General features: G+C 36.6%; 13 protein-coding genes. 6 read left to right on the top strand and 7 right to left on the bottom strand.

What is annotated here, in order from left to right:
* Both AC2JBO_RS36725 and AC2JBO_RS36720 read right to left on the bottom strand, forming a co-directional pair.
* A partial coding sequence (locus AC2JBO_RS36725) for a PDDEXK nuclease domain-containing protein (protein ID WP_496958571.1) occupies window positions 1-856 on the bottom strand: 856 nt, incomplete at its 3' end.
* Between the two features lie 233 nt (window positions 857-1,089).
* The gene (locus AC2JBO_RS36720) at window positions 1,090-1,923 is read right to left on the bottom strand and encodes a GUN4 N-terminal ARM-like repeat domain-containing protein (RefSeq protein ID WP_496958570.1); all 834 of its coding nucleotides are present in this window, start codon (window positions 1,921-1,923) and stop codon (window positions 1,090-1,092) included.
* Window positions 1,924-2,178: 255 nt separating this feature from the next.
* Here AC2JBO_RS36720 and AC2JBO_RS36715 point away from each other — a divergent pair, with 255 nt between their 5' ends.
* Both AC2JBO_RS36715 and AC2JBO_RS36710 read left to right on the top strand, forming a co-directional pair.
* Window positions 2,179-2,583 (top strand): hypothetical protein, encoded by a 405-nt coding sequence (locus AC2JBO_RS36715; protein WP_496958569.1) that lies wholly within the window; start codon window positions 2,179-2,181, stop codon window positions 2,581-2,583.
* A gap of 12 nt (window positions 2,584-2,595) precedes the next feature.
* Window positions 2,596-3,477 (top strand): hypothetical protein, encoded by an 882-nt coding sequence (locus AC2JBO_RS36710; RefSeq protein ID WP_496958568.1) that lies wholly within the window; start codon window positions 2,596-2,598, stop codon window positions 3,475-3,477.
* A gap of 196 nt (window positions 3,478-3,673) precedes the next feature.
* Here AC2JBO_RS36710 and AC2JBO_RS36705 read toward each other — a convergent pair whose 3' ends face one another.
* From AC2JBO_RS36705 to AC2JBO_RS36685, 5 genes are all read right to left on the bottom strand, one after another.
* Window positions 3,674-4,348: a hypothetical protein gene (locus AC2JBO_RS36705; protein ID WP_496958567.1), complete on the bottom strand. Its 675-nt coding sequence runs from the start codon at window positions 4,346-4,348 to the stop codon at window positions 3,674-3,676.
* The gene (locus tag AC2JBO_RS36700; RefSeq protein ID WP_496958566.1) at window positions 4,333-5,661 is read right to left on the bottom strand and encodes a hypothetical protein; all 1,329 of its coding nucleotides are present in this window, start codon (window positions 5,659-5,661) and stop codon (window positions 4,333-4,335) included. The genes AC2JBO_RS36705 and AC2JBO_RS36700 overlap by 16 nt, the downstream gene beginning before the upstream one ends.
* 209 nt (window positions 5,662-5,870) lie before the next feature.
* Entirely contained in the window at window positions 5,871-7,430 is a 1,560-nt protein-coding gene (locus tag AC2JBO_RS36695) for an Hsp70 family protein (RefSeq protein ID WP_496958565.1), read from the bottom strand.
* A gap of 114 nt (window positions 7,431-7,544) precedes the next feature.
* Entirely contained in the window at window positions 7,545-8,342 is a 798-nt protein-coding gene (locus tag AC2JBO_RS36690) for a nucleotide exchange factor GrpE (RefSeq protein ID WP_496958564.1), read from the bottom strand.
* 8 nt (window positions 8,343-8,350) lie between these two features.
* Entirely contained in the window at window positions 8,351-8,563 is a 213-nt protein-coding gene (locus AC2JBO_RS36685) for a DUF2997 domain-containing protein (RefSeq protein ID WP_073618533.1), read from the bottom strand.
* Window positions 8,564-8,818: 255 nt separating this feature from the next.
* Between AC2JBO_RS36685 and AC2JBO_RS36680 the strand changes: the two genes are divergently transcribed.
* From AC2JBO_RS36680 to AC2JBO_RS36665, 4 genes are all read left to right on the top strand, one after another.
* Entirely contained in the window at window positions 8,819-10,081 is a 1,263-nt protein-coding gene (locus AC2JBO_RS36680; RefSeq protein ID WP_496958563.1) for an STM4015 family protein, read from the top strand.
* A gap of 53 nt (window positions 10,082-10,134) precedes the next feature.
* The gene (locus AC2JBO_RS36675; RefSeq protein ID WP_496958562.1) at window positions 10,135-10,407 is read left to right on the top strand and encodes a hypothetical protein; all 273 of its coding nucleotides are present in this window, start codon (window positions 10,135-10,137) and stop codon (window positions 10,405-10,407) included.
* A 1-nt stretch (window position 10,408) separates the two neighbouring features.
* Entirely contained in the window at window positions 10,409-10,780 is a 372-nt protein-coding gene (locus AC2JBO_RS36670; RefSeq protein ID WP_496958561.1) for a clan AA aspartic protease, read from the top strand.
* A gap of 940 nt (window positions 10,781-11,720) precedes the next feature.
* Window positions 11,721-11,984: a hypothetical protein gene (locus AC2JBO_RS36665; RefSeq protein ID WP_496958560.1), complete on the top strand. Its 264-nt coding sequence runs from the start codon at window positions 11,721-11,723 to the stop codon at window positions 11,982-11,984.
* Window positions 11,985-12,273: the final 289 nt, after the last annotated feature.

Raw genomic sequence — 12,273 nt, 5'->3', positions numbered from 1 at the left:
ACTGATAAGTTGAAACACCAATTGGTTGATTTATTGAGCGCAGAGCATATTCTGCAATTATCTTACTTTTCGCTTTACACAAAACCATACCAATAGTTGGTTTATCATCTGGATGACGCAGTAAATCATCCACAACAGCAACATAAAAACTCATCTTACCAGAAAACTCTGGTTTAAATTCCTCAACTTTCAAGTCAATCACTACATAACACCGTAATTGTAGATGATAAAATAATAAATCAATGTAAAAATCGTGACCATCAATTTCTATATGATACTGACTGCCAACGAAAGCAAATCCTAAACCTAGTTCTAGCAGAAAATCACGAATATGGTTAATTAAAGCCTTTTCTAAATCACGTTCTTGCGCTTCTTTATTTAAACTGAGGAAATCAAAATTATAAGGGTCTTTCAATAGCTGTTGCACTAATTCTGATTGTGGCTTAGGTAAAGTTTTATCAAAGTTAGTAGTTGCCTTACCTTGACGATGATATAGTCCACTTTCTATCTGATGAACTAATACATTGCGACTCCAACCATATTCAATAGTTTGTTGAATGTACCATTCACGTTCTTTGACATCTTTAACTGTATCTAAAATACGGACATTATGACCCCAAGGAATTTGTGCAACAAGCTGTTGCACAAATTGTTCGTCTGGGTATACTTCAGCAAAAGAACGCATGTACTTAAGATTACGCGCAGAGAAACCCTTCATATTAGGAAAGCTCTTTTGTAAATCAGATGCCAGCTTTTCAATTACTTTTGCACCCCATCCTTGTCGTTGTTGTCGCATTAAAATTTCACTGCCAATAGCACTGCTTGCTCCTCCAAGAAAACGGCGCCATGTTTTCATGCTTACCAAGACAAAAATAGGGTTTACGTAGGGAAATAATCAGGTTAGTAGCTGCACAGCTGGCGCCTTGACCGTATTAATTCCCTAGCTAATAATTATGTCCAAATAAATTTGGAAGAAGATATTTTTATTACAAAATATTTATTCGCATTCATCAACGGTAATTAGCAGCTATTACCTGTTCGCTTTGCTGAATAAATTTATCAACCTCAGAATGGTAAGGGAACAGACGTTTAACTAATTGATATCATGTCCGGGTAGATAACTTCTTTACTTGACTTTAAATCCCATACTCTAATACGGTTATCAAAGCCACTACCAGCTAAAAGATTTCCATCATAACTAAGAGCAATACAACTTAACTTGCCAAAGATAATTTTAAGAGTGCGAATAAGCTGCTTAGTTTCTAAATCCCATATATCAATACTTCTATATTTTACGCCTACAACAATTTTCCAATTAGAACTAACATATGTTAAAGTAGTGTGGCGTGAGTATTCACCAAGTGTTTGGATTAGTTCACCCGTGTTTAAATTCCATATTCTTATTTGACCATAATCAAACCCACTTACAAGAGTGTTTCCATCAGGACTAATACTTATATATGTAGGGTTTGAATGTGGAAAGTCGTAAAGTTGGTATCCTGTATGCAAATCCCAAACTTTGATGCCATCAGCACAACTCACAAACTTTTTTTCATCTAAACTAATTGCACTACGAACAACAGCACATGAATGCCCATAAGTCCTACACAAATATTCAAAAAATTGCCAAGGTTTATAATTGTGTAGGATTTGCTTAATATTCGGCGCCTCTATTTGCCTTAACAATGAATAAGCTTTGTTTTGTACTTCTTCTGATTCATCTTTCAAGGCTTGAACCAGTAAATTTAAACCTGCTTCACCATAATTTAAGGCTTCGGAAAGCGCAGCAATACGTTCCTCTGTATTATTACTAGATAGGCGATGTTTAACGCCTTCAATTCCTCCTAACACTATACCACTTACAGGAGGTGGATTATTGCCACCTATAACAGCATCATTTTTACTTGGTTGATTATCTTCCATATCACCTTAACCACTTTACTATTTATAGTATTCCCACAACAAAGCCATAAATCTCTATGAAGCTCTATGTTTGTAACCGTTCAGTGGCACCAAATTAGTTTAATAATGATAAAGTCACTTCACAGTCAAGAATCAGTAAGCTGTCTTATCAGATAAGAATGAGAATCAGTTACAATACCCTGCTTATAAACTCACTTTGTCTCGAAAATACAATACAATAATATATAACCAATAAACACTTACTGAAAAAAATATATGGGCGCCGAACAGACAACTTTAGAAGCAAGCGCAGTTGAAATAACCAAGTCAATGTTGCCAGATTTGGAACAGCTTTCAAAATGTGCCTCTGAACCAGTAGCTGTTGTTTTTGCTGACAGCTTACTGCGAAAAATGCGTTCTCTACATGATACATACATGTATGACCCTTACACAGAAGCAGTAATGGCACTACATGATGCACTTGCTCATCAAAATCGTTGGATTAATTACACTAATAAGCAGTATGAAGGTGCTTACAATTTATTTTCAGCACTAGTTAATAAAAATACAATCACTAATGCCGATGTTGAAAGCACTATTATATCTTTAGAAAATATAGGTTTTAATACATTACCTTTTGGTACTATACTTGACGATGATAGTTACGAAGATTCGTTATAGGTGTAACAAAATATGTCAGAGGCACCGATTCAAGGATACTTTCTAGATACTTCTGTAATGCGTTCGCTGTTACTTTCTACACAAGTATACCAGCACTACTTAGAGTCTCAGTTTACTAACAAAAAACTTTACATATCCAACTACGTTAAAATGGAAATTATACGTAGTTATCTTGTAAATATTATATCCTTTTATTTTGTTTTAAACCTGGATGGCATCAATACTATAGGAGATGCTTTCGCATTATGGAGTAATAAGTTTAAAGGGAGTGAACTAAAAGCTATTTTACAGGTGATTCCACAGCTTTTTAATGACCGTCAATTAAATTTCTCTAGCCCGAAAGATAAAGAGAAAGCTATATCACTTTTAGTAATATATATCAAGCGCTTTAATTTAGTGATTAAAACAAAGTTTCATAATACAAATGATTTAACTTTGTGCGCGCGTGCCCTTGTAACACTGGATGTTGAAGATTCTAAAAATCCAGAGCCAGGTTTTAAAAATTTTCTTTTAGAGTTTGGGGATACAAGAACTTGTCGAAGTAAATGTCAAATTGACCAATTTATTTTAGTACATTATCGTAATGAAATAGAACAATTACTTGAAGTTGCGTCAAAACTACCCAGAAACACCAATACAAGAGGTTTTTTAAATATTGCTTCTAATTTAAAAGAAATTTTAACTTTGGGTGAAAGAGCATGTGATTGTAAACGTTGTGAAAAAATAGGAGATGCTGTTATTGCGTTAAACGCACCTCGTGATTTAAGATTAGAACATACTGACAGTTCTTTTGATTACTTATGTCCTTCAATAAAACAAGCTCACTACAAACATCCTTCAGAAAACCAAGTTGTAATGAGTATTCCCAATATGAATTTGGAAAATAATTTTTGATTATTTACCATAGCACCACCACTTTACTATTACTAGTATTCCCACAACAGAGGTGTAAATCACTATAAAGCTTTGTGCTTGTTACTGTTGAACAGGCGCCTCTGTGGTTTAATGATGAAGTCACTTTAAGCTGTCTCACAGAGGAAGAATGATAACCAATTACAATATCCTGCTTGTCAATTCTCATGTCAGTTATCTAAATTACATTGATTAATAGAGCTTCGTTATAAAGAGAAGCTTCTATATATAAGTTTTTCCATCTTTCAAATTCTTCTTGGTATGATAAATTATATTTTTCCAACAAATATTTACCTTCTATTTTTCGTAAAATCTCTGCAAACTCTTTTACAAATAAAGATGGTATAAAGTAAAGATTGTGCCAAGGGTAGTGAGAAAGATGTACTGCTACTGGTTCACTACCGCGCGTAAACTGATGTATATATTTATGTACAGGGATATCAGTGTTTAATTCTGTATCCTCTAATTCTGAGATAAGTGCTGTTTCGATTATGTTACAGCAGTTCTTTAAATCAGTTGCTCTATTCGCAATATTTGGGTATAAAGATTTTGCAAGTTCTAATTCTGTAACAAATTCTTTCCACGTGTTTTCTGCTTCAACACGAGAGGTAAAGTCTTCTGCGTCAACTTCGCTGTCTAATATATCGTTTAAGTAATTTTGATCTATTTCTGATGCATTGAAGATTTTGAAGCTAAATGGCGCCACTGCTTCATAAATACAATACATTTTTTTATTTGAACGTAGGCGTTCAAGTAGTTGTGCTTGTTCTGGAATAGCTTGATATAAAACTGTATATCCCATCGCTATATACCGTTCCCCTGTTTTTAAGTTTCTATCTAAGGTAATCGCCAAACTTTAATTCCATCATCACCATAACTTACAATCGTTTGTCCATCTTGACTCATTACAGCCGAGTAAGCATTAATCCTTTCATTGTTTTCCTCCATAATTGCTAATAATTCTCTACCTAATTCCCATACTTTAATATCGTTTCCCATTTGTTTGTCTCCACAACTTACTAAAATTTTACCATCTAAGCTAATACTCAAAGAATCTATTACATTTTCCCAAAAACTCCAATTGTGGATTTCTTTAGCTGTCGCTAAATCCCAGATTTTAATATTGTTATTATAATCAGTAACAAAAGTTTGCCCATCAGGACTTATTGCAACTGCTAAAATCGGGTAAGCAAGACCTTCTATACAACTAATTTGTTTCCCTGTGTTTAAATCCCAAATTCTTATTGTTTTATCGAAACTTGTACTAATCAACTTAGTTCCGTCTGGAGTAATAGCAAGAGAAGTAATCTCTTTAGTATGCTCTGTTATTGTATAAATCTCTCTTCCTTCTTTTAAATCCCAAACTATAATTAATGAATTTTTATCACCACTAACTAAAACACTTGCATCTTGATTAATAGCTAGAACGGAAATACCATAACTTTTGTCTGGCTGTGTAGTCATTACACGTATTATTTGATTGTTTATAATATCATATAATACAATTTTTCCTATTCTACTACGGTTATAGGAACCACCTACGGCTAATATTTGAGCATCGGAACTAAGAGTCATGGAATAGATTTGATGAAAAAAATCGTAACCTAGCTTATTACTAGTTTTCTCGCCAAATATCTTGCTGCGATTTTGAATATTGTTTCCAGTTTCTAAATCCCACTCTTGCATATCTATATATGCTTCATAATAGTAATCACATGTGTCGATAATCATTTCATCTTCACTATCAAGATAATCTCCATAACCATCAGCGCAAAGTATTATTGTCTTTCTTTGAGGATGAATACCAATTGCTGCTATCCTGTAATGATAACAGAGAGGAATTGTGTAAATACACCGAAAATACTGATAAGGATTAAATTCTATAATCGCCTGTCTAACTCTAGTATCTGAAATATTTATTAATAATTTATAAGCTGCCAATTTTACTTTCTCTGATGGGTCTTTAAGAGCTTTTATTACAAATTCTAACCCTTCTTCGCCTTTGTCGATAAATTGTGATAAAGCAATGATTCTATATTGCTCGCTATTACTAGTTAAACGTTGTTTTGCTCCTTCCAAACCACCCAAAACTAGACCGTCTTTAGGAGAATTTTCTCCACCCAGTACGGCATCATAGTCTCTTGGTTGATTTGAATTATTTACCATCCTGTTCTAACCTTAAATCACTTTAATTTTGGTTTGGGCGCCTCTTTCAATGAGCATTTTCACTGTAAGTAAATATAAAAACTGCTATAACTATTACTCTTGTGGGGTGGGCTTTCTCTTGCCTTGCCATATGTATTAGGAACGGGCAGGGATGCCCATTCCACAAGATTTGCCCATTCCACAAGATAGATTATTTTTTCCCACAAGTATTATTTTAATTTGGCGATGGCGCCTTTTTCAACTAGCATTTTGCCTGTGAGTAGGTCTTTTACTGTTACAACTAATACTCGTTGTTCGTTGACTTCAAATTGGGCTTGTATTCTGTCTATTCCTGTTTCTCCGGGTGGTTGGAGGTGTGCTACACATACTTGTTGATGGTGGGTTTCTAGGGAACGGTAGGTGTCTTGTTTTACTAAGTTACTACTGGTCATTCTACCGGATGCGTCGTATGTAACTTCTGCTTGGGAGAGTTCTGCTACTTCTCCGATGTCTAAACGTATTTCTCGTTGTCCGTCACTTGCTACTTGTAGGGTTAATGGTTCTGATTTGGCGCCTGGATATTTGGCTCCTTTTTCTATCAAGGTATAATATGAGTAGCTTTTGCTGTGAGGTTCCCAAAGTCGGATAGCATAGCTGTGACGCAGGTAGTCATCGACTTCTGCCATTTCGCTTAATGCTAAGGCGCCATGTGCGACTGCTTCAAAGGGTTTGTCTAATTTGACTTTTTGCTTACCAAAGTAGGATACCACTAGTTGCTGTACGGCGGGTATTTGACATGTACCTCCAACGAGTAATACTTGTTCGATGTTGGTTTTGCTTATTCCTTTGGTTAATGCTATGGCTAATACTTCGTCTATTGCTTGCCGTAGTTGCTCTAATAATTGCTGATTTTCTAATATATCTGCTAGTTCGTCCCTGTTTAATTGTAGTTCGTGGGACATAAAGTTCTCATCGTCAAACCAAGATTCTTTCGCTTCCTCAGTTGTGGAAAGTCGTATTTTTAAACTTTCGGCAAGTTCCAGCAGGTTCATATAACCAATTTCCCCTACTGTGTCACGTGTGGCGCCTGTTTTTTGGAGATAATGTTCAACAATCCAGTTATCTACATCTACACCACCAACGAATGCATCTGACTTTGCGATAACTTCTGCTTTGACTGCTTGCTGTTCAGATGCTGGTTTGATGGTACGTACTAAACTTAAATCAAGCGTACCACCACCAAAGTCAATTACTAATACAAGCGTTCCTGGACGCCGAACTGCGTAACCAAGTGCAGCAGCAGTTGACTCATCGACAATTTGTAAGTTTGGAATATTTAATTTATCGGCAACACTGCGAAACCAATCGAGATATCGTTCAAAGGCGCCGACTGGTACTGTAAATATAGCTTGACTTGGTTGTAACTGTTCTTCAACTTGGCGCCAAACTTCTTTAAGAAATGTTTCAGAAATAGCTTCCGCTGAATAACTATTACCATCTAACAAACGGGGAGGTGGCACAAAATCTGCTGCTAAGTCGCGTTTGAAAGTGCGAAACGCGCGTTCGGGTTGAGAAAATCCTAAACGCTTTGCCCGTACTGTTTCGCCAAAGATGAAGCGATTTTGACCTTCGACAAATACTAAGGAAGGGACTACAGTTACCGCTTCTCCCCCAATTTCAAAGCGTCTTGATATGTCACCAAATTTAAGAGTTCTGGGAGTTTGCGTAATAATATCTGTAGTACAAACTACCGTATTGCTAGTACCAAAATCAATAACTACTGTAGTCATCTTAAATAAACCACATAAAATCTTACCTTTCTTTCTTACCTTTGCGTCCTTTGCGAACTTTGCGGTTCGTTCCTCTTATATAACCGCAAAGGACGCAAAGTTCGCAAAGAAGAATTATCCAGCACCACCAGGTAAAGTCCGACTTACCTTAGCAGGACATAAAATCTTACCCTGATGCTGATACCCTAAAAACCTGACATAAACTTGTTCACCCTCAGCAATATCTGAACTATCAGGTTGATGTACTTGAGGGTCATATGCTACTTGTTCCCAAGGTTTACCAATTTGTTCATAACCCCATTCCTTAAGTAAATTATCAAGGGGTGCGAACATCGAAAGTAAATTCTTCGCAGGTAACTCAGGTTTGGCGCCGACCATTTGATGGATACTAGGGTAGTTAGTCAGCAGTGACTGTAATTGAGCAAATGTAGATTCGCGAAATACTTCAGTTATCTCAGCTTTCTGCTGTTGCATTTCTTCATGGAGTCGCAAACCTTCTTTATATAAACTATCTACTTTTTCTTCTAACTGCTGCGCTTCATTCTTTAACTGCTCGCATTTTATACGGTGTGCTTCTAGCTCAGGGTTTTCGACTGGTAAGTTTAACTTGTCGAATAATGTTCCCAAGGGTATCGAGAAAACCTTAGCAACAGTAGCAAGTTCAGCAAACTTAAGATTTTTCCCATCTCCATCACGCAACTGCCATACAGCAATTTGACTCAAACCTGATTTTTTTTCTAAAGCTTTCCAGTTCGAGATACCTGCTTGCTTCATCCAACCAAGCAATAACTCATCCAGGTTGCCAGCATTATGACTTACCGATAATAGCAACGACAACAATCCAACACCACTAACTATAATGGCGCCGACGGCAAGCAAAAAAACAACGTTATCCCAGCTAATTACTATCATTGACATTTTTACTGTTGTTTAAGAGACTGATTTTCTGCCTGTGTCTCGTGTTCCTCACCTTCGTAGTACTCAGGCAAAAGTTCTTGGTCTTCCACCTCTCCCAGCGCACTTTCTATTCCAGAAGTGGTTTCAGTACAACCAGTACCTGAACCGTTAATCACAGTCTCCGTAATTTTACCGTCTTTGCCAATTTTGTACTCTATCTTTTGATACTCTGCCATAAATTTAACCCCCCTCTATGTTTCGCACGTTAATAACAGCGTTCTAACATTTTCTCACCCAAATCGGCAATGTATCCCCGTAGGTTAGGCGTCTCGCCTGACCTAGGACAGGCAAGATGCCTATCCTACGGGTTTATTGCAATTATAAAACGCAGGTACTACTCTATTTAATAAGAGTTTATAAAGATAAATCTTGGCGCCGAATAATCTCGTCAATATAGGGAAAAATAAGCACGAATGCAAAGGTGAAGCATTATGTCAGATAATCATAACCGTCCCAGAGACTTCGACTCGGTACTAGGTGGGAACTTTCCACCACCAATAGACAGTGTAGTGCTAGGTGGAGTCGAGGGTATTAAGCGTCGTCTATCAAACCCAGTCACACAAACGCGCATCCTAGCACTACTAGAAGCGCTAAACTACGGGGAAGAAGGATTAAATTTGGTAATTCAAAGTCTACGCGACGAATCTAATATAGTACGGCGCCTTGCCTATAAAACACTAACTCGTACCACGGCGCCGAAAATTCAAGAAGTGTTGGAAGCGTATAAACCGTGGGTATTGGAAGAACGCTTACCGCAACATGATGACAATTATAAAATCTTTGCAAAGCGTAAAGTTGTAGATTTTGACCAAGTTACAGGTATTGCAGACCCTATAAATAAAGCTTATGCACTTCATTGCGAGTATGAATCATCTGCTGGTGAAAAAAATATGGCAGAAAAAGTCATCGAATTATCAAAAGACCCAAATGCTGGAAAATTGGAAGCATTGGTCATTGGTATGTGGAACGAACCGTATGATGATAGTTCCAGCAGTATTGTAGATGCTCTTGTGGAAGCAAAAAATCGCTTTACAAATCTTAAAGCTTTGTTTATTGGCGATATGACAAGTGAGGACTGTGAAATTTCTTGGATAATGCAAAGCGATATTAGTCCAATACTGCGCGCGTATTCTAATTTAGAAGTGTTACAAGTTAGAGGAGGAACACAATTAGCGTTTAATCCTCCTGTACGGCATGATAAATTGAAAGCACTAGTTGTAGAGACAGGTGGGTTAAGTCGAGTTACTGTAGATGAAATATGTTCAATGAATTTACCTGCGCTAGAACATTTAGAAATATGGTTTGGTAGTGCTAACTATGGTGGAGATGCTTGGATAGAAAATGTCAAGCCAATTTTAGAAGATTTAATTTTTCCTAACTTGAATTATTTGGGGTTATGTAATAGCGAATTTACTGATGAAATAGCTCATGCTATTGTACATTCTCCGATATTAGACTCTCTAAGTATACTTGACTTGTCAATGGGGACGTTAGGAAATGATGCTGCACAAGTTTTACTTGATTGTCCAAAAATAAATAATCTTGATATGTTAATTTTAGATGATAATTTTTTGTCTAAGGAAACACTCAAAAAGTTTTTAAAGCTTGATGTGAAAGTCCTTTCAGATGAACAAAAGGAAGAAGAGGATACAGATTATTACATTAATGGTCGCTATTGTTCAGTAGCGGAGTAAGCTGCTACATGATATAACAATAAAAGTGGCGCCAAAAAAGGTAAAGAAGCAACATGACAATACGACAACCTCGCTACAGTAAGGAAGAATTTGCTCGTCGCGGTCACGCAATCTACGAATCTTCGGTTAGATTGCAAGTCGAAGGGGAGAACTACGGCAAAATTGTGGCAATTGATATTGAAACTGGAGCTTTTGAGGTTGCGGACAATAGTGTTACTGCTTCCAAACTATTGCTTAGTCGTTACCCTGATGCACAAATCTTTTGTATCCGTATTGGACACCGTGCTGTTCATCGGTTTGGTTTTCATTCTCCCTCTACGACATAATATGATAATTGGAAACGTAAATGCGAACCGTGAAGCAATCGTGCAATTGGTTGTGCTTGGTTCGCAACAGCAGCAAAAAGAAATTCAGGCAGTTATAGATACTGGATATACAGGTTTTCTAACTTTACCACCAACTATCATTACATCTCTTGGTCTTACTTGGTACGCCCGTCAAGAGGGTATTTTAGGTGATGGCAGCTTGTGCATATTTGATGTGTACGAAGCATCCATCATCTGGGACGGTCAAACCAGGATTATTGAGGTTGATGAGGCACAAACAGAACCATTGGTTGGGATGGGATTAATTGAAGGATACGAGTTGCAAATTCAAGGTGTTGCTGGTGGATTAGTAACAATAACAGCGTTACCATAAAAAGTGCTTCCATTCATTATTTTGTACATATTTATATGCAAAAAATAGAATGCATATTATGCACTTGCTAGAGCAATAATCTTTATATTCTTAATATTTCAGATAATTTTTTGTCAGAGGAGATGATTAAGCAGTTTGATTGCCTTAATATTAAGGTAATAGCAAATAATCAGAAGAGTTTGGATGAAAACTTTCAGATGGGACTTTAGCAGATAAAGGAGCAGAAATATTATTTAACTGTCCAGCTATTAACCGCTTGTATACTTTGAATGTAAGTAGAAACTACTTATCTTCAAACATGGTTAAAAAGTTATCTAAGCTTAAATGTCATGTAATTGCTCAATCACAAAAGCATTTCCGATACTCACCGACATACGAATAAAGAGATTTTGATAAATTTGATAAAAATTATATCTAAAACAATGATTAACAACTCTAAGTAACCCCAAAAATTTGATGCTGTATTTGGTGGACAGGCGCCTCCTCCTATTGATAATTTAGTTTTAGGTGGAATACAAGGCATACCCTAGATGTATCAGGGAACCGCATAAACCCAGGAATGTTAGAGCAACTCTCCCAACTAAAATGTCGTGTTCTCACAGGTTCTCAATTTAACGACCGTTATTACTCAATCTGGGAATAATATAATTAGGAATTACGGTACTGTTACAATCATGAATAATAAACCTCTCCCCCAACCCCTCTCCTGCAAGGAGAGGGGAGTATTTATTTTCCCCCTTCCCTTGTAGGGAAGGGGGTTAGGTGGTTAGGTTTCCAAATAACTTGCATCAATTACACAGTATAAAACCACTAATTTTAAATGAATAATCCCAACAAACCCACAAACTAAGACGCAGTACTCGGAGGACAGGCGCCTCCTCCCATAAACAGTGTAATATTAGGAGGAATAGAAGGAGTTGAAAAACGTTTAGCAAGTGGGTTGGCAGAGTATCAAATTGCTGCACCTAATGACGCGCTGCATTATGGAGATGCTGGTTTAGACGTTATTTTAAAGTCATTACAAAATACTACAGGCAAAGTAAAATTATTAGCATACTCTCACTTACGCGTGCGCTCAGAAACCTGGATACAAGAAGCACTAAAAGCTTATAACCAGTATGAATTTGTACAATGCGTTCATACTTTTACAGGACAAAAATCTAAATTAGGTCAAGTTAATGCGGTTACTTTAAGTCCTCATTAGAAATAAATTTATGTTCTTCTGGATTACTCAATCGCCATATTCTCAAATCTTGATAGTAGTGAAATTGCTAAAACTCTTGTATTACAAGCATCAAATAGACTTCCTGGCATAGAAGCAGGTAACTTAACATCTCTTACATTATTCCTATATTTAGCGCCTGCGTTCGTTGGAGCTTTAATCAGCATTGCATGGCGCCACTAACCATACGTGTATAAAAAAATCGCTATATTCTCAAATCTTGATAACAGTGAAATTGCTAAAACTCTTGTATTACAAGCATCAAATAGAC

The sequence above is a fragment of the Calothrix sp. CBUCES-K 9914 genome (genome assembly GCF_059640475.1).
This window is presented reverse-complemented; position numbering and strand designations above follow the sequence as displayed.

Coding starts and splice junctions, on each gene's coding strand:
- AC2JBO_RS36720 (WP_496958570.1), bottom strand. CDS start 1,923: ATGGAAGATAATCAACCAAGTAAAAATGATGCTGTTATAGGTGGCAAT.
- AC2JBO_RS36715 (WP_496958569.1), top strand. CDS start 2,179: ATGGGCGCCGAACAGACAACTTTAGAAGCAAGCGCAGTTGAAATAACC.
- AC2JBO_RS36710 (WP_496958568.1), top strand. CDS start 2,596: ATGTCAGAGGCACCGATTCAAGGATACTTTCTAGATACTTCTGTAATG.
- AC2JBO_RS36700 (WP_496958566.1), bottom strand. CDS start 5,661: ATGGTAAATAATTCAAATCAACCAAGAGACTATGATGCCGTACTGGGT.
- AC2JBO_RS36695 (WP_496958565.1), bottom strand. CDS start 7,430: ATGACTACAGTAGTTATTGATTTTGGTACTAGCAATACGGTAGTTTGT.
- AC2JBO_RS36690 (WP_496958564.1), bottom strand. CDS start 8,342: ATGATAGTAATTAGCTGGGATAACGTTGTTTTTTTGCTTGCCGTCGGC.
- AC2JBO_RS36685 (WP_073618533.1), bottom strand. CDS start 8,563: ATGGCAGAGTATCAAAAGATAGAGTACAAAATTGGCAAAGACGGTAAA.
- AC2JBO_RS36680 (WP_496958563.1), top strand. CDS start 8,819: ATGTCAGATAATCATAACCGTCCCAGAGACTTCGACTCGGTACTAGGT.
- AC2JBO_RS36675 (WP_496958562.1), top strand. CDS start 10,135: ATGACAATACGACAACCTCGCTACAGTAAGGAAGAATTTGCTCGTCGC.
- AC2JBO_RS36670 (WP_496958561.1), top strand. CDS start 10,409: ATGATAATTGGAAACGTAAATGCGAACCGTGAAGCAATCGTGCAATTG.